General features: G+C 71.0%; 16 protein-coding genes. 12 read left to right on the top strand and 4 right to left on the bottom strand.

Annotated features, from left to right (window positions below):
* Nucleotides 1-5: 5 nt before the first annotated feature.
* The gene (gene ilvA, locus ACFQPD_RS12210; RefSeq protein ID WP_385900974.1) at nt 6-1271 is read right to left on the bottom strand and encodes a threonine ammonia-lyase IlvA; all 1266 of its coding nucleotides are present in this window, start codon (nt 1269-1271) and stop codon (nt 6-8) included.
* Nucleotides 1272-1363: 92 nt separating this feature from the next.
* Here ilvA and ACFQPD_RS12205 point away from each other — a divergent pair, with 92 nt between their 5' ends.
* Nucleotides 1364-1759, top strand: a complete 396-nt coding sequence (locus ACFQPD_RS12205) for a hypothetical protein (RefSeq protein WP_385900972.1) — start codon at nt 1364-1366, stop codon at nt 1757-1759.
* Between the two features lie 3 nt (nt 1760-1762).
* Here ACFQPD_RS12205 and rmuC read toward each other — a convergent pair whose 3' ends face one another.
* Nucleotides 1763-3319: a DNA recombination protein RmuC gene (gene rmuC / locus ACFQPD_RS12200; RefSeq protein ID WP_385900970.1), complete on the bottom strand. Its 1557-nt coding sequence runs from the start codon at nt 3317-3319 to the stop codon at nt 1763-1765.
* 95 nt (nt 3320-3414) lie between these two features.
* On the opposite strand from rmuC, the gene ACFQPD_RS12195 reads away from it, so the two are divergent.
* From ACFQPD_RS12195 to ACFQPD_RS12185, 3 genes are all read left to right on the top strand, one after another.
* The gene (locus ACFQPD_RS12195; RefSeq protein WP_385900968.1) at nt 3415-4680 is read left to right on the top strand and encodes a M18 family aminopeptidase; all 1266 of its coding nucleotides are present in this window, start codon (nt 3415-3417) and stop codon (nt 4678-4680) included.
* A gap of 61 nt (nt 4681-4741) precedes the next feature.
* The gene (ychF, locus tag ACFQPD_RS12190; protein ID WP_385900966.1) at nt 4742-5815 is read left to right on the top strand and encodes a redox-regulated ATPase YchF; all 1074 of its coding nucleotides are present in this window, start codon (nt 4742-4744) and stop codon (nt 5813-5815) included.
* Nucleotides 5816-5898: 83 nt separating this feature from the next.
* A complete protein-coding gene (locus ACFQPD_RS12185; RefSeq protein WP_385900965.1) occupies nt 5899-6390 on the top strand; it encodes a DUF4262 domain-containing protein in 492 nt (163 codons plus the stop codon).
* 125 nt (nt 6391-6515) lie between these two features.
* On the opposite strand, the gene trpB is transcribed toward ACFQPD_RS12185, so the two are convergent.
* Nucleotides 6516-7715, bottom strand: coding sequence for a tryptophan synthase subunit beta (trpB, locus tag ACFQPD_RS12180; RefSeq protein ID WP_385900963.1), 1200 nt, complete (start codon nt 7713-7715; stop codon nt 6516-6518).
* Between the two features lie 248 nt (nt 7716-7963).
* Between trpB and cysE the strand changes: the two genes are divergently transcribed.
* Together cysE and ACFQPD_RS12170 are read left to right on the top strand one after the other, a co-directional pair.
* Nucleotides 7964-8800 (top strand): serine O-acetyltransferase, encoded by an 837-nt coding sequence (gene cysE, locus ACFQPD_RS12175; RefSeq protein ID WP_385900961.1) that lies wholly within the window; start codon nt 7964-7966, stop codon nt 8798-8800.
* Between the two features lie 31 nt (nt 8801-8831).
* Nucleotides 8832-9263 carry a CBS domain-containing protein gene (locus tag ACFQPD_RS12170; RefSeq protein WP_385900959.1) on the top strand — a complete coding sequence of 144 codons (432 nt, stop codon included), beginning with the start codon at nt 8832-8834 and terminating at the stop codon, nt 9261-9263.
* A gap of 3 nt (nt 9264-9266) precedes the next feature.
* Here ACFQPD_RS12170 and ACFQPD_RS12165 read toward each other — a convergent pair whose 3' ends face one another.
* Nucleotides 9267-9821, bottom strand: coding sequence for an isochorismatase family protein (locus ACFQPD_RS12165; RefSeq protein WP_385900958.1), 555 nt, complete (start codon nt 9819-9821; stop codon nt 9267-9269).
* A 54-nt stretch (nt 9822-9875) separates the two neighbouring features.
* On the opposite strand from ACFQPD_RS12165, the gene ACFQPD_RS12160 reads away from it, so the two are divergent.
* From ACFQPD_RS12160 to ACFQPD_RS12135, 6 genes are all read left to right on the top strand, one after another.
* Nucleotides 9876-10304 (top strand): NUDIX domain-containing protein, encoded by a 429-nt coding sequence (locus ACFQPD_RS12160; RefSeq protein WP_385900956.1) that lies wholly within the window; start codon nt 9876-9878, stop codon nt 10302-10304.
* A gap of 276 nt (nt 10305-10580) precedes the next feature.
* Nucleotides 10581-11084 carry a GNAT family N-acetyltransferase gene (locus tag ACFQPD_RS12155; RefSeq protein WP_068750645.1) on the top strand — a complete coding sequence of 168 codons (504 nt, stop codon included), beginning with the start codon at nt 10581-10583 and terminating at the stop codon, nt 11082-11084.
* A 35-nt stretch (nt 11085-11119) separates the two neighbouring features.
* On the top strand, nt 11120-11626 hold the full coding sequence (locus ACFQPD_RS12150) for a phosphoribosyltransferase (protein WP_385900954.1): 507 nt from the start codon (nt 11120-11122) through the stop codon (nt 11624-11626).
* Nucleotides 11627-11770: 144 nt separating this feature from the next.
* Entirely contained in the window at nt 11771-13825 is a 2055-nt protein-coding gene (tkt, locus tag ACFQPD_RS12145; protein ID WP_385900952.1) for a transketolase, read from the top strand.
* Nucleotides 13826-13920: 95 nt separating this feature from the next.
* The gene (sppA, locus tag ACFQPD_RS12140) at nt 13921-15597 is read left to right on the top strand and encodes a signal peptide peptidase SppA (RefSeq protein WP_385900951.1); all 1677 of its coding nucleotides are present in this window, start codon (nt 13921-13923) and stop codon (nt 15595-15597) included.
* Nucleotides 15598-15677: 80 nt separating this feature from the next.
* On the top strand, nt 15678-17390 hold the full coding sequence (locus tag ACFQPD_RS12135) for a VanW family protein (RefSeq protein ID WP_385900950.1): 1713 nt from the start codon (nt 15678-15680) through the stop codon (nt 17388-17390).
* Nucleotides 17391-17393: the final 3 nt, after the last annotated feature.

Here is a 17393-nt window from a genome sequence, read left to right as displayed (position 1 = left end):
GGGCGTCACACCAGGAACTGGAAGAAGGGGCTGTCGTAGGCCACCTCCTGCGCCGTCATGCCGCACTCGTCGATGCGCTGCAGCAGGAACGGGTAGTCCCCGGGGTTGCCGAGCTCGACGCCCACCAGTGCCGGCCCGGTCTCCTTGTTGTTGCGCTTGACGTACTCGAAGTAGGTGATGTCGTCCTCGGGGCCCAGCACGGAGTCGAGGAACATGCGCAGCGCGCCCGGCTGCTGCGGGAAGTCGACGAGGAAGTAGCGCTTGCGCCCCTCGTGGATGAGGGAACGCTCGACGACCTCCGCGTAGCGCGACACGTCGTTGTTGCCGCCGGACAGCAGCACGAGCACGCGCGACCCGGTCGGGATCTGCACCCGGGGACCGACCCCGCTAGTGGGGAGTGCCGCGGCGGCCAGCGCGCCGGCGGGCTCCGCGATGATGCCGTCGGTCTGGTAGAGGTCCAGCATCTCGGAGCAGACCTGGCCCTCCGGCACCCGGACCAGCTCGACCCGGGCCTCCCGGATGACCTCGAAGGTGAAGTCCCCGACGCGCTTGACCGCGGCGCCGTCGACGAATGTGTCGATGTCGTGCAGCACCACCGGCCGGCCGGCCGAGATCGCGGCCGCCACGCAGGGCGCCCCCTCGGGTTCGACGCCGATGATGCGCACCTCGGGGTGGGCGGTCCGCAGCCACGCGGCCGCGCCCGCGATGAGACCGCCGCCGCCGACTGGCAGCACGACGACGTCGGGCACGAAGCCCAGCTGCTCGAACGCCTCGACGAGCAGCGTGGCCTGCCCGGCCGCGGTCCGTTCGTCGTTGAAGGCCGGCACGAGGACCTTCCCCTGGGCGGCGAGGCGGGCGGCCTCGTCGGACGCGTCGTCGTAGGACGCGCCGTGGAGGACGAGGTCGACGTGGCCGTGCCCGATCTCCAGGATCCGCTGGCGCTTCTGGCGTGGCGTGGTGTGGGGTACGACGACCGTGGCCTGGATTCCCAGGGCGGCCGCCGAGAACGCGACGCCCTGCCCGTGGTTGCCGGCCGATGCGCAGACGACGCCGGCGCCCTTCTCGTCGTCGGACAGCTGCGCCATGAGGTTGTAGGCGCCGCGCAGCTTGTAGGAGCGCACCGGCTGCAGGTCCTCGCGCTTCAGCCAGATCTCGGAACCGGTCGCCCGAGTGAGGCGCGCGTTGAGCTGCACCGGGGTCCGGCCGGCGATGCCGGCCAGGCGGTCCACGGCAGCGGGGATCTGGGCGGCGAGATCGGTGAGGGCGCTCATGGGGCCCATTGTCGTCGTCGCCCGCCGCCGGGGCCAACCGTGTCACGTCGGTGGCACCATGGAGGGAGGCCGACGATGGGAGGTGGTGCTCCGTGGACCCGGGTCAGACGGGCGCCCCGGGCGGACGCGACGCCGCGTTCCGCCGCCCCGGATCGAGCGCGGGCCCGGCGCAGCCCTGGCTGTTCGGCCGGGAGGACGACGCGGGTCAGCCGACACCGCGCCATGGTGACTGGACGACGGCGCGGGCGGCCACCCACCCGCCACCCGAGGGCGACGGCGGGGACTGGCTGCGCGGCCCGGGGCCGGGCGTTCCGGTTGCGGGGCGGCTGGACAGCGACGGGGTCGACGAATCGGCGCCCGGCTGGTTCCGCATCGTCGGGGGAGCTGTGATCCTCCTCGTGGGGGCGTTCGCGCTGGGGGCCATGCTGTCGCGGCCGTGGACCGGGGACGGGCCACCGGGGCCGGTCCCGACCGTCACGCGGCGGTAGGGCTCACGTCTCCGTGGTGCCCGTGCGGGGCCGCAGGTGCCGCACCGGGGCGTCGACGAGCGGGGGCTCATCGACCAGGCCGTCCAGCACCCCCTGGTCCAGCTGACGCAGTTCTTCGAACTCCAGCATCTCGGGCACCGCGATCTGCCGCGGCGCCTCCGCCGACACGACGGACACCTCGGGGAGGTCCGACGACACGATTCCCAGTTCCCGGAACTTGCGGGCCGTGACCATGACACGGCCCTCCACCGCGCCCACGGCCTTGTTGTAGTGCCCGAGGGCGCTGCCCAGCGCCCGCCCGAGCTTGTCGAAGTGCCCGCCCAGGGTCGCGAGCCGCTCGTAGAGTTCGCGACCGAGCCGCGACACCTCCGCGGCGGTCTCTGCGATCGCGACCCGGTGCCAGCTGCTGGCGATCACCTGCAGCTGGGGGATGAGCAGGCCAGGCGAGGCCAGCACGACCTGGCGGCGGGTGGCGTAGTCGTGCAGTGCCGGGTCCTGTTCGAGGGCCAGGCGATAGAACTCGTCCGAGGGCAGGTAGAGCACGACGAACTCGGGCGAGCCGGCGTCGAGCGCCCAGTACGTCTTCCCGGAGAGGTCGTCGACGTGCTTGCGGACGTGCCCGGCGAACGTCTTGAAATACGCCTTCTGGGCCTCCTCGTCCTCCGTGTTGTAGGCCTCGAGTGCCGCCGACAGCGGGACTTTCGAGTCGACGAAGATCACGTTGCCGCCGGGGAGGTTGACCCGCAGGTCCGGCCGGAAGCGGCCGTCGTCGGACGAGTAGGTGCGCTGGGCGTCGAAGTCGCACCGCTCGGTGAGCCCGGAGATCTCGACGATGCGCTTGAGGCTCTGCTCGCCCCAGGCACCCCTGACCTGCGGGGTGCGCAGCGCGTTGCTGAGGCTCATGGTCTCCCGCCGGATCGCGTCTCCCGAGAGGCGCACGGCCTGCACCTGCTCCCCGAGTTCGGCGGCCATCCGGACGCGTTCCTTCTCAACCTCCTGCAGCCGCTCCTGCAGTTGGCGCAGCCCGTCGGTGAGGGGAGAGACCAGCTGCTCGGTGGCCTTGAGCCGGGCCGAGGCCGCCTCGTCGGCCTGCCTGGACTGGCGCTCTAGCGACTCGGCCGACAGCACCTTGAACCGGTCGAGCAGGGCCTCCCGGTCCGCCGCGAGCTGCTCGGCGCGGTGCAGGGCCGCGTCCCGTTGTGCTGTCACCGCCGCCACCTCCGCGGCGACCTCGGCGCCGCGGCCCTGGCCCTCCGCGAGCCGGCGTTCCGCGTCCGCGACGGCGGCCCGCAGCTCGGCCTTTTCCGCGAGGTGCTGCGCGATCTCCGCCTTGACCAGCGCGGTCTCCTCCCGCACCCGCGAGGCCTCCTGCCAGGCCCGGGCCGACTCCTGCCGCGCGTCCGACAGCGCCAACTGTTCAGCTGCTCGAGCCTGCTGGGCCGCCTGGTCGGCATCGCGCGCCGCTTCCGCCGCGCCCCGCCGTCGCCCGACGACGATGCCTCCGGCGAGGCCGGCGACGAGGGCGATGAGGGCCAGGAGAATGGCGGTGAGAACGTCCATGTCCCCACTCAATCAGAGCCCCCCGACAAAACCGTGCTGCCACTCCGCCGACCCGGCGCGGCGCCCCGGCTGAGGGCCCGACTACGGTGGGACGCATGTTCGCCGACGCCTCGCAGCACACCGATGACCTGGCCGCCTTCGTCGCCGCCTCACCCACCTCACTCCACGCGGGGGAGGCGCTGGCCGCCCGCCTCCGGGCGGCGGGGTTCGAGGAGCTGGACCCGCGGCGGCCGTGGCCGGCGGTGGCCGGGCGGCGGTTCGTGCGCCGGGGCGGATCCGTCGTGGCCTGGGTGGCTCCGGAGGCGCTCGACCCGGAGGCGGGCTTCCGGATCGTCGGCACACACACCGACTCGCCGTCGTTCAAGATCAAGCCCGGGGCACCCATCCGCTCGGCGGGCTGGATGCAGGCCGGCGTCGAGATCTACGGCGGGCCGCTCATCAACTCCTGGCTCGACCGCGACCTCGGCGTCGCCGGGCAGCTGGCCACCGTCGACGGCGCCACCCACCTCGTGCGGACCGGCCCCGTCGCAAGGATCCCGCAGCTGGCGATCCACCTGGACCGGTCCGCCAACGAGAAGCTGACCCTGGACAAGCAGAGCGCCACGCAGCCAGTGCTCGGCGTGGAGGTCGCCGTCGACCTGCTCGCGCACCTCGCGGCGATCGCCGGCGTGGAGGCCGGCGACGTCGTCGCGCACGACCTGGTCCTGTTCGACACCCAGCACCCGGCCGTCATCGGCCTGGACGGTGAGTTCCTCGCGTCGGGGCGCCTCGACAACCTGGCCTGCACGCATGCGGGGCTGGCGGCCATCGAGTTGGTGCAGCCGGGCGGCGATGTCGCGGTGTTCGTCGCGTTCGACCACGAGGAGGTCGGCTCCGCCACGACCACCGGCGCTGGCGGGCCGGTGCTGCAGGACGTGCTGGACCGCATCGCGGCCGGCTACGGCCTCGGGCTGGACCAGACGCGGGCCATGCTCGCGCGATCCAGCTGCATCTCCGCCGACACCGGGCACCTGGTGCACCCGAACTACCCGGGGCACCACGACCCGGTCAACCGGCCGCTGCCCAACCAGGGACCGCTGCTCAAGCTCAACGCCAACCAGCGCTACGCGACCGACGCCGTGGGCGCCGCGATCTGGCACCGGGCGTGCACTGAGGCGGGGGTGCCCACGCAGCCGTTCGTGTCGAACAACGCGGTCCCCTGCGGGTCGACCATCGGCCCCATCACTGCCACCCGGCTCGGCGTCACCACCGTCGATGTGGGTGTCGGTCTGTTGAGCATGCACTCCGCGCGCGAACTGTGCGGGGTCAAGGACCCGTGGTACCTGGCACGCGCCGTCGAGGCGTACTGGCAGGGCGCCTGAGCCACAAGGGCCGGTGGCGGGTGTTCGGCCAACGTCGCCTCGGCCGGTAGGCTGGCCCCTCGTGGCACTCACCATCGGAATCGTCGGCCTCCCCAACGCCGGCAAGTCGACCCTGTTCAACGCGCTTACCCGCAACGACGTGCTCGCGGCGAACTATCCGTTCGCGACGATCGAGCCCAACGTCGGCGTCGTCGGCGTGCCGGATCCCAGGCTCGCGAAGCTGGCCGAGCTGTACGGCTCGGAGCGCATCGTCCCCGCGACCGTCAGCTTCGTCGACATCGCCGGCATCGTGAAGGGGGCCTCGCAGGGCGAGGGGATGGGCAACGCCTTCCTCGCCAACATCCGCGAGGCCGACGCGATCTGCCAGGTCACTCGCGTGTTCGATGACGAGGACGTCACGCACGTCGACGGCGAGGTCAACCCCGCCAACGACATCGACACCATCACCACCGAGCTCATCCTCGCCGACCTCGCCACCGTCGAGAAGGCGCTGCCGCGCGTCGAGAAGGAGGCGCGCATCAAGAAGGAGTCCCAGCCGAGGCTCGCGGCCTACCAGGCAGCCAAGGACGCGCTCGAGCACGGAAGGGGCGTGCGTGCGGCGGGCCTCGACGTGGAGGAGCTCCGCGACCTCTTCCTGCTCACCGCCAAGCCGTACCTCTACGTCTTCAACTGCGACCAGGACGAACTCGGCGACGAGGATCTCAAGGCCCGCATGCGCGAGCTCGTGGCCCCGTCGGAGGCCATCTTCCTCGACGCGAAGTTCGAGTCGGAGCTGGTCGAGATGGACGAGGACGAGGCCCGCGACTTCCTCGCCGAGATGGGTGTGGACGAGCCGGGGCTCGACGTGTTGGCCCGCGTCGGCTACGACACGCTCGGCCTGCAGAGCTACCTCACGGCCGGCCCCAAGGAAGCCCGCGGGTGGACCATCCCCAAGGGGGCGACGGCGCCCGAGGCGGCCGGGGTCATCCACACCGACTTCCAGAAGGGCTTCATCAAGGCCCAGGTCATCAGCTTCGACGACCTCATGGCGGCCGGCTCCGAGGCTGCGGCCAAGGCGGCGGGCAAGATGCGGCTCGAGGGCAAGGACTACGTGATGCAGGACGGCGACGTGGTGGAGTTCAGGTTCAACGTGTGACGGAGGTCACGGTGTCCGGAACTTCCTGATGGGCGCCAGGGTCGGGCCGAAGAACTGTCAGACCGCCTTCGTAGCGTGGTCACATGAGCACGTATGACACACCGCAGTTCACGGCCTGGCTCGACCAGGAGGGCCGTCATGTCACGGAGATCGTGCGTCTCCACGGCTGCTTCATTCAGGCCATCCATGGGGATGGCGGCCTCCCTCCCTTCGCCTACACCGTCGGGTTGTTCGGCCTTGGGCACCCGGAGCTGATCGTCTTCGGGCTCGACATCGATTCCGCTGGTCACACCCTCAACTGGTTCTTCGACCGCATCCGGAGCGGGAGCGACCTGACACCGGGCGAGGTCGTCAGGCCACCCGGCTCCGACACGCGATTCTTCGTGGAGGAGTTCCCGGATCCTGGGTCGGCGGTCTACTCCGCCAACCGTTTCTACCAGCGGCCCCGGGAAGCCTCTGTCCCCGTGTATCAACTCACCTGGGATGCCAACGGGGCGTTCCCCTGGGAGTTCGGCTATCCGTACTCCGCCGCGCTGCAGCCCAGGCCGGGGCAATACATCGAGTGGATCGAGTAACATCGCCCGCGCTGTTCTTCCTCGTCGCCCTGCGGCTGGCGCGCCTCACGCTCCTGGGCCCGGTGCTCGTGTTCACCAGCACCGTCGTCCTCACCCTCGGGTGAGACGGCGCCGCCCGCACACCGTCAGCGCGAGGCCAACACCTCGGCGACGTAGTCCACGTCCTTGTCCCCGCGACCCGACAGGTTGATCAACACGACCCCGTCCTTCGGCATCGACGGCGCCAGCCGGATGGCGTGCGCCACGGCGTGCGAGCTCTCCAGCGCCGGGATGATGCCCTCGGTGCGGCACAGCAACTGGAACGCGTCGAGGCACTCTACGTCGGTGGCCGACACGTAGGTGACGCGCCCGACCTCGTTGAGGAAGGCATGCTGCGGGCCGACGCCGGGATAGTCCAGGCCGGAGGCGATGGAGTGCACGGGGGCCGGCTCGCCCTCGGGGGTCTGGATCACTTTGGTGGCCATGCCGTGCAGGACACCGTCGGTTCCGGTGGTCATGGTTGCCGCGTGCTCGCCCAGGACCCCGACCCCGCGCCCTGCGGGCTCGACGCCGTAGAGCGCCACGTCCTCGTCGTCGAGGAAGGCCGTGAAGAGGCCCATCGCGTTCGACCCGCCGCCCACGCACGCCGCGACCGCATCAGGCAGGCGTCCCTCGGCCTCGAGGATCTGCGCCCGGGCCTCGCGTCCGACGACGGCCTGGAAGTCGCGCACCATCGACGGGTACGGGTCCGGGCCCACCACCGAGCCGATGCCGAAGAAGGTGTCCTCGAAGTCGCGCGCGTAGGTGTTGAAGGCCGAGTCGACGGCCTCCTTCAGGGATGCGCCACCGTCGGTGACCTCGACCACCTTGGCGCCGAGTAGCTGCATGCGCACGACGTTGGGGTGCTGCTTCGCGACGTCGATGGCGCCCATGTGGATCTCGCACTCCAGGCCCAGCAGCGCCGCAGCCGTGGCGAGCGCCACCCCATGCTGTCCTGCGCCGGTCTCCGCGATGAGCTTCTTCTTGCCCATGCGGCGGGCCAGCAGCCCCTCGCCGAGGCAGTGGTTGATCTTGTGTGATCCGGTGTGGTTGAGGTCCTCGCGCTTGAGGTAGACCTTGGCGCCGCCCAGATGCAGGGTGAGGTTCTCGGCGAAGTGCAGCAGCGACGGGCGGCCCACGTAGGCCTTGAGGAGGTGGGCGTACTCCTCCATGAAGGCGGGGTCGGTGCGGGCCTCGGCATAGGCGGCCTTCACCTCGGCGATGGGTTCGACGAGATGGGGCGGGAGGTAGGCGCCGCCGAACCGCCCGAAGTAGCCCGCCTCGTCCGCCTGAGAAAAGTTCGTCACGCGGGAGAACCTACTGCCTGAACCGGCATGGAGCCTCGCGGGTCCGCCAACCCGTCGCCGAACGCGACCTGCCGCTGCGATGGTGAGGTGGCCGGCACCCCGGTATCCGAGATCCGGGGGCATCGAGGGCGTCCTCGTGGTCCGCGTCATCCGAGGCTCTGCACGGTTCTCCGTCAGCGGACGGACTCGGTCGGGCTGGTGCGGGTGGGTAACGTTGGCAGGCGTCAGGCCAGCACCGAGGAGAACTCATGGATCCCGCCCGCATCGTCCCCGACGACCAGATCTGGGACGCCATCAAGCAGGAGTGCGCCGACGCCGCGGCGAACGAGCCGCTGCTGGCCGGCTTCCTCCACACGGTGGTCCTCAGCCAGCCCGGTCTTGAGGATGCGCTCAGCCTGATCCTCGCCGCGAAGCTCGACAACAGCACGCTGCCGGCCCTCAGCCTGCGCGACATCATCCACGACGTCATCCTCGAGGACGAGTCCATCCAGCGCGCCATCCGCGCCGACCTGCAGGCCGTGGTGTCCCGCGACCCCGCCTGCCCCGGCTACGCCAACCCGCTGCTCTACTTCAAGGGATTCCAGTCGATCCAGGCCTACCGGGCCGCCCACTACTACTGGCAGCACGACCGCAAACCCTTGGCCCTGTACCTGCAGAGCAGGATCTCGGAGGTCTTCGCCGTCGACATCCATCCCGGAGCCCGCATCGGCAAGGGCATCATGTTCGACCACGCAACAAGCGTGGTGATCGGCGAGACCGCGGTGGTCGAGGACGACTTCTCCATGCTGCACGAGGTCACGCTGGGCGGCTCCGGCAAGGAGGGCGGTGACCGTCACCCCAAGATCGGGCGCGGCGTCATGATCGGTGCCGGGGCCAAGGTGCTCGGCAATATCCGCGTCGGAGTAGGGGCGAAGATCGGCGCGGGCAGCGTCGTGCTCCACGAGGTCCCGCCCCACACCACGGTGGCGGGGGTCCCGGCGAAGGTCGTCAACGTGCCGGCGTCGGCGCTGCCGGCCTTCGACATGGACCAGAGCATCGACGACGACGAGGAACCGGCCGGGAGCGTCTCGGAGCACACCTGGTGACGCCGCCCCATCCGCGGCGCTAGCGTGAAGCATGCGGATCAACGACATCATCACAGCCAAGGGCACCACCGTCATCACCGCGCGCACGGCTCAGCGGGTCTCGGACCTGGTCCGCCTCCTCGCCGAGCACCGCATCGGTGCTGTGGTGGTCACCGACGACGGCGACATGGTCGAGGGCATCGCCGGTGAACGCGACGTCGTCCGGGCACTCGCGGAGCGCGGCGCCGCCGCCCTCGATGCCACCGTCGGGGAGATCATGGACCGCGACGTGCACGTCTGCGTGCCCGACGACGACATCGCGACCGTCGCCGGGATCATGACAGAGTTCCGGTGCCGGCACATGCCGGTGATGCTTGACGGGCGCTTCGTCGCGATCGTGAGCATCGGGGACATCGTCAAGAGCCGGATCGACCAGCTGCAGACCGAGCACGAGTACCTGCTGCACTACGTGCACGGCGACTGAGGCTCACTCCGCCCAGTCGACGCGCTCCTCGCGCAGGGCGGTGACGACGTCGGCCACGCCGTCGGGGTGGACAGCCGCGACCAGGCCGCTCAGGACCCGGGTGCCGAAGCCCTCGCGCGCCGCGTCGACGGCAGTGGCCCGCACGCAGTAGTCCGTGGCGATGCCGCACACGTCGACGTCCGTGATGCCCTGCTCGCCGAGCCACCGGGCGAGCCCCACGCCGTCGGCGGTGCCCTCGAACCCGGAGTAGGCCGCGGCGTAGGAGCCCTTGTCGAACACCGCGTCGAACGCGACGCCTCGCAGCGCGGGGTGGAGTTCCTGGCCGGGGGTGCCGACGACGCAGTGCGGGGGCCAGGTGTCGACGTAATCCGGCTCGTCGGAGAAGTGGGTCCCGGGATCGATGTGGTGGTCGCGCGTCGCGACGACCTTGCGGTAGCCGTGGTCGCCGGCCAGCAGCGCCGCGACGCGTTCGGCCACCGCGTTGCCGCCCGTGACGCCGAGCGCACCGCCCTCGCAGAAGTCCACCTGTACGTCGACGACGATGAGCGCTCTTCCCACGGCCGCCCCCTTTCCGGTTCGATCCGCCCAGCCTAACGGCGGTAGCCTCCGGGCATGGACCGACGCATCCACGTGACCGCCGTGGTGCTGCGCGACGCCGCGGGGGCCGTGCTCCTCGTCCGCAAGCGCGGCACGGCCATGTGGATGAACCCGGGGGGCAAGCCGGAAGCGGGGGAGTCGCCGGAGGCCTGCGGTGCACGCGAGGTCGCCGAGGAACTCGGGCTGAGCCTGGACCCGGCCCTGCTGGTCCCGCTCGGCCTGTTCGAGGCCGCCGCGGCGAACGAGCCCGACCATGTCGTCGTCGCGCACGTGTTCGCCTGGCCCGATCCGGTCGAGGGGCCGGTGCATCCCGCGGCCGAGATCGACGCCGTGCGCTGGTCCGACCCGTTCGACGCCGGCCTGCTCCGGGCGGACCCGACGCTGGCGCCGCTCTACGCCGACGTCATCGCCCCGCGGCTGGGCCCGGTGCCACCGCGACCGTGAGCCCGAGCGTGTGGCTCCCGTCGGTCAACCAGGTCGGCGGGGCCGCTGCGTAGTGCCCCGCGCCGGGCAGGTGGGCAAACGCCGGGGACTCCACGGCCAGCCGCACCCGCGCCCCCCGCTCGTCCGACGTCACCTCAAGGGTCCGCCATGGCACCCGCGACACGAGCCCGTGCGTGAAGGGCACCGGGAACGCGCAGGACCTCGTCCTGCCCCGCCGGCGCCCAGCCCAGGACGCACGCGCCCGGCTCGGCGCCGCGCTGCCCGTAGCATGTGGCCATGCCGCTCATCCGCCCCGCGCAGTCGTCCGACATCCCGGCGATCACGGACATCTACAACGAGGCAGGGGTGGGCACGACGGCGTCCTACGCGCTGGAGCCTGTCACCGTCGACAACCGGCGGGAGTGGTGGCGGCGGCTGACTGCGGCCGACTGCCCGGTGCTGGTCCTCGAGGACGACGGCCACGTCGTCGGCTTCGCCAGCTACGCGCAGTTCCGGCCGCTGGCGGGCTACGCCCACACGATGGAGCACAGCGTCTACATCCGCAGCGGCCGACGCTCGTCCGGGGCGGGGCGGATGCTGATGCAGGCGCTCCTCGACTATGCGCGGGGTCGGGGCGTCCACGTCATGGTGGGTGTCGTCGACGGCGCCAACGAGGACTCGCTCGCGTTCCACCGGAAGCTGGGCTTCGAGGAATCGGGCCGGCTGCCCGAGGTCGGGCGGAAGTTCGGGCGGTGGCTCGACGTGGTGTTCATGACCCGGATCCTCGACGACTCCCACTGACCCACGGCCCCAGCCGCCCGGTTAGCATGTCACGCATGGCTTATCACGCGGACGCGACAGATCTGGCGGACAAGGAGGTCCTCACCTGGGAGGGCTTCGGAGCAGCGCAGCGCGAGATCGCCCAGGCGGTCGCCGACTCCGGATTCCACCCCACGGTCATCGTGGCGGTCGCCCGGGGCGGCATGCCGGTCGCCGGCGCGCTCACGTACTCGCTGGGCGTGAAGCTGACCGACGCGATCAACGTCGAGTTCTACACCGACGTGGATCAGACCCTGCCGGATCCGATCCTGCTGGCCCCGATGCTCGACACGGAGTCGATCACCGGCAAGAAGATCCTCGTCGTCGACGACGTGGCCGACTCGGGACGCACCCTCGGCCTCGTGATCAAGCTGCTGCGCGGCTTCGGGGCCGACGTGCGAAGCGCCGTGCTCTACGCGAAGCCCCGCACGCTGGTGCAGCCGGACTTCGTCTGGCGCACCACGGACCAGTGGATCGTGTTCCCGTGGTCCGCGGAGCCCCCGGTCACGGCCCGCGACGCCTGAGCATCTGCCCAACCTGCCCGGGGGCGGGGCAACGGACTGGAACCGGGGGGGTGAGCCGAAATGACGCACGCTAGGCTTACGCCCGAGACCGCGCAGCACCGTGGACACCGCTGCCGCGCCACGACCCAAGTAAGGAACCGCAACGTGACTCTTGAGTGGACCGACCAGGACTCGCGGGCCGTCGACACCGCCCGCATCCTCGCCGCCGACGCCGTCGAGAAGGTCGGCAACGGACACCCGGGCACCCCGATCTCCCTGGCACCCGTCGCCTACCTGCTCTACCAGAAGGTCATGAACACCGACCCGACCGACGACCTCTGGCTCGGCCGCGACCGGTTCGTGCTGTCGGCGGGCCACGCGTCGCTCACTCAGTACACCCAGCTGTACCTGGGTGGCATGGGACTGGAGCTCGACGACATCAAGGCGCTGCGCACGTGGGGTTCGCGGACGCCCGGGCACCCGGAGTACCGCCACACGAAGTTCGTGGAGTGCACCACCGGCCCGCTCGGTGCCGGCATCTCCAACGCGGTCGGCATGGCCATGGCGGCCCGCCGTGAGCGCGGCCTCTTCGACCCCGAGGCACCCGAGGGCGAGAGCGTCTTCGACCGCCAGGTCTACGTCATCGCCGGTGACGGCTGCCTGCAGGAGGGCATCTCGTCCGAGGCGTCATCGCTCGCCGCGACGCAGAACCTCGGCAACCTCACGATGATCTACGACGACAACCGCATCACCATCGAGGGTGAGACGGACATCGCCTTCACCGAGGACGTCAGCGCCCGCTACGAGGCCTACGGCTGGCACGTCGCCCACGTCGACTGGACCAACGGGGGCACCGAGTACCGCGAGGACATGGATGCCCTCTACGCCGCCATCGAGGAGGCGAAGGCCGTCACCGACAAGCCGAGCTTCATCAAGCTCACCACCGTCATCGGCTGGCCGCTGCCCAACAAGCAGGGCATGCACGCCGTGCACGGCTCCAAGATCGGCGGCGACGAGATCGCGGCCTTGAAGGAACTGCTGAAGTTCCCGCAGGAGCCCTTCGCGATCGACACCGACATCGTCGACTACGCCCGCCGCAACGCTGCCGAGCGCGGCCGTGCGGCCCGCGCCGCCTGGGACGAGAAGTACCAGGCGTGGCGGGACGCCAACCCGGAGCGCGCTGCGCTGCTGGACCGCGCCGCGGCCCGCAAGCTGCCCGAGGACCTGAGCCTGCCGGTGTTCGAGGAGGGCAAGAAGTCCACCCGTGCGGCCTCCGGCGAGGTGCTGTCGGCGCTGGCGTCCCAGCTGCCCGAGCTGTGGGGCGGCTCCGCCGACCTGGCCGGCTCCAACAACACCACCATGAAGGGCGAGCCCAGCTTCCTGCCCACCGAGCGCGCCACGCACGACTGGCCCGGGAACCCCTACGGGCGCACGCTGCACTTCGGCGTCCGCGAGCACGCCATGGGCGGCATCCTCAACGGCATCAACCTCTCGGGGCTGACCCGCGCGTACGGTGGCACCTTCCTCGTGTTCGCCGACTACATGCGCCCCGCAGTGCGTCTCGCCGCGATCATGGGCGTGCCCACGGTGTTCGTGTGGAGCCACGACTCGGTCGGCGTCGGCGAGGACGGGCCCACGCACCAGCCCATCGAGCACCTGGCGTCGCTGCGGGCCATCCCCGGCGTGGACATCGTCCGCCCGGCGGACGCCAACGAGACCTCCGTCGCGTGGGGCGAGATCCTGCGGCGCACCGAGCGTCCGTCCGGCATCATCCTCTCCCGCCAGGACCTGCGCACCATCCCGCGCGGCGAGAAGTACGCCTCCGCGGAGGGCGTCGCCAACGGCGGGTACGTCGTGAGCGAGGCCGACGGGGACGCCGCCGTCATCCTCATTGCCTCGGGCTCCGAGGTGGCCCTGGCCCTCGACGCCCAGGACGCGCTCCAGGCCGAAGGCATCGCGACCCGCGTGGTCTCCATGCCCTGCCAGGAATGGTTCGACGAGCAGCCCGAGGAGTACCGCGAGTCGGTGCTGCCCGCCGCGGTCACCGCGCGCGTCAGCATCGAGGCCGGCATCGCCATGGGCTGGTCGAAGTACGTCGGCCCCAAGGGCGCGTCGGTGAGCATCGAGCACTTCGGCGCCTCCGCCTCCGGCAACAAGTGCTTCGAGGAGTTCGGCTTCACGGTCGACAACGTCGTGGCGACGGCCAAGTCCGTCCTCTGACCGCATCCGACGGCGGCGCACCCGGTACGGGGCGCCGCCGTCGCGCATGCCCGGGCGCTGACAGCCGGACTTGCCGTGTCCGTAAGCTGGGGGTCATGAGCATCAAGGACGTGCTGGGGACGATCGTCGGTGACAAACCCGTCGTGCTGGAGCTCGACGTGGCCAGGGGGGTGCTGGTCGCCAAGCCCACGACGCCCGCGCAGGCGCTGCAGCTGATCAACAGCGCCAGCATGGCCGCGCTCCGCGACCACCTGGCCGCGGCCGCCGACGATCCCCGGGTGCTCGGACTCGTCGTCCACTCGGTGCCGTCCCAGCTGCAGCTCGCCCACGTCGAGGAGCTGGCCGGCATCGTCGAGGCGTTCGACGAGAAGAAGCCGACGATGGCGTGGGCGGAGTCCTTCGGCGAGCTGGTGGGCGGCCTCGCGGCCTACCGCCTCGCCACGGCGACCCGCGACATCTGGGTGCAGCCCACCGGCATGCTCAGCATCGGCGGGGTCGAGCTCAGCATCACCCTGCTCAAGGGGATGCTCACGAAGGTGGGCCTGGAGCCGCAGTTCGGTCAGCGCCACGAGTACAAGACCGCCGCCGACACCTACGCCGCCGACCATGTGACCGACGCCAACCGCGAGATGATGCAGCGGATCGGCCAGTCCCTCGTCGACGCCCTCGTGGGCGATATCGCCCGCCGTAGGGGGATCCCCGCCGAGCAGGTGTGGGAGGGCGTGAACTCCGCCCCGGTGGCTCCCGAACGGGCGCTCGAGCTGGGGCTCATCGACCACGTCGGCTACCGCGACGAGGCCTACGCCGCCGCGCTCGACGCGTGGGGAGCGCGTCCGGAGCAGCTGCTCTTCGCGCACCGCTACACCTCGAAGGCCGCGCTGGCGAAGAGACTGCGGCCCGGGCAGCCGAAGATCGGACTGGTCACGCTCCGCGGTGCCATCGTCACCGGGCGCGGCCAGCGCAGTCCGCTGGGCGGGGAGCAGGCCGGCGCGGACGTCGTCGACGAACACCTGCGGGCCGCGCTGCGCGACGACGACATCAAGGCCGTGGTGTTCGACGTCGACTCCCCGGGAGGGTCCGCCGTCGCCTCTGACTTCATCCACCGGTCCGTGTCCCGGCTCCGCGAGGCGGGCAAGCCGGTCGTGGCGCGCATGGGTGCCGTCGCGGCCTCCGGCGGGTACTACGTGTCCATGGGTGCCGACGAGATCGTCGCGCACGCGGCCACCCTCACCGGCTCGATCGGCGTGCTCGGCGGCAAGGTCGTCACGCAGGGCCTCTACGACAAGCTGGGGCTGATCCGCGAGACCCTGCCGTTCGGGGCTGGGGCGTCGCTGATGTCCGACGCCTCGCCGTTCAGCGACGACGAGTGGGAGCGGCTCAACACCTGGCTCGACCGCGTCTACCGCGACTTCACGACGCTCGCCGCCCAGGACCGGGGGATGGACTACGAGCACCTGGAGCAGCTGGCCCGCGGGCGCGTCTGGACGGGCGCGGACGCCAAGGAGCGCGGCCTCGTCGACCACGTCGGCGGCCGCACCCTCGCGGTCGAGCGGGCGTGCGCGCTGGCCGACGTCGACCGGAAGCGGGCGAAGGTCGTCCACGTCGGCGACTCCGGCATTCTGGCGCTCATCAAGCCCGCCACCTCGAGCGAGGCCGCCGCGGGGACGGCGGGACTGCCCGACGCCGAGGGGCTGCTGAGCGACCTCGCGCGCCGCGCCGGTCTCCGCAGCGACGGCGTGCTCAGCCTGCCCTGGCAGCTGCGCGTGCGCTGACCGTCGGATTCGGCCTTGCCCTCACGGGTGCGTACCATGGGGAGCCGGGCGTGTGGCCGTGGGGTCGCTGAGGGGTGAATGTGAAGAAGGCGTCGAAGATCGCGATCGGTTCCGGTGTGGGTGCCGTGGTCCTCCTGGGCGGGGTGTACGTCGCGTCGTACTTCGTCGCCGGCAACCAGGTCCCCGCCAAGGCGAGCGTCGAGGGGGTCGCGATCGGCGGCCAGTCCCCGGCCGAGGCCGTGGCCACCCTCCAGGCAGAGTTCGCCGATCAGACCGAACGGCCTTTCCCCGTCACCGCGGCGGACCTGTCCGCGACCCTGGACCCCGCCACCAGCGGCCTGGGCGTCGACTTCGACGACACCGTCCGCAGCGCGGGCGGCGGGTTCAGCTGGAACCCCGTCGACATCGTCACCACGCTCACCGGCGGCGAGGACGTCCCCCTCGTGCGCACCGTCGACGAGGCGGCGCTGCGCGAGGCGGTCGAGGGACTCACCGACGACTTCACGGTCGAGGCGACCGACGGCTCGCTGGCCTTCGAGGAGGGCCGGATCGTCCGCACCGAGGCTGTCCAGGGCGTCGCGCTGCTGGTCGACGAGACCGTCGCCGCCGTCAGCGCGGCGTACACGGGTGGTGCGGAGAGCGCCGAGGCGGCCGTGACGACGGAGGAGCCGGCCATCACCGACGCCATGGTCGATGCCGCCGTCGCCGAGTACGCCGAGCCCATCCTCTCCGGGCCGATCACGCTGACCCACACCACCGGCTCCATGCAGATCGCGCCGGCCGCCATCGCCGAGGTCACCACCTTCACCGTCGAGGGCGGGGCGCTGGTGCCCGCGATCGACGGCGAGGCCCTGCTCGCGATGGAGTCCACGGTCGAGGCGCAGCGCGCCCTCGGCCTGAACGCCCCGAAGGACGCCTCATTCAGCTTCACCGGCGGAACGCCCGCCGTCGTGCCCGCCGTCGCCGGCGAGGTCCTGGAGCCCGAGCCCTTCACGGAAGCCGTCCGGACGGCCGCCGTCGCGGAGGGGGAGGGCCGCACGGTCCCCTTGAGCGTCACGACGAAGGAACCGGAATTCACGACCGCAGAGGCGCAAGCCGTGTTGCCGAAGGAGGTCATCGGCGAGTTCAGCACGAACTTCCCGCACGCCGCCTACCGCAACACCAACCTGGGGCGCGCCGCCTCCTCCGTCAACGGCACCGTGCTGATGCCCGGTGAGATCTTCTCGCTCAACGACACCCTCGGCCCCCGCACCGTCGCCAACGGCTACGTCGACGGCTACGTCATCAACCAGGGTCGGCTGGTGAAGGAGTCCGGCGGCGGTATCTCGCAGGCGGCCACGACGCTGTACAACGCGGCGTTCTTCGCCGGCTACGAGGACATCGAGCACAAGCCGCACAGCCTGTACTTCGACCGCTACCCGGCCGGCCGTGAGGCCACGATCTACTACGGCGCGCTCGACATGCGCTTCCGCAACGACACCGAGTACCCCGCGATCATCCAGGGCTACATCTCGAAGTCGGCGCCAGGCAAGCGCGGCACCATCACGTTCAAGATCTGGTCCCAGCGCACCTACACCAAGGTGGAGTCGACCGAGCTCAGGAAGTCGGACTTCTACAACGGCGAGGAGCGGGTCGTCACTGACGAGAACTGCGAGCCCCAGGCGCCGATCCAGGGCTTCACCGTCACCTGGCAGCGCCTGTTCTACCAGGGCTCGGACGTGGTCAAGCGCGAGAACTACCGCTGGAAGTACAACGCCGGCGACAAGATCACCTGCGCCGAGCCGCAGTCCTGATCG

Source organism: Tessaracoccus sp. O5.2 (assembly GCF_964266725.1).
In the GTDB taxonomy this organism is placed as follows: Bacteria; Actinomycetota; Actinomycetes; order Propionibacteriales; family Propionibacteriaceae; genus Arachnia; species Arachnia lapidicapta.
The sequence above is the reverse complement of the archived record's forward strand: the minus strand, read 5'-3'. Positions and strand labels throughout refer to the sequence as shown.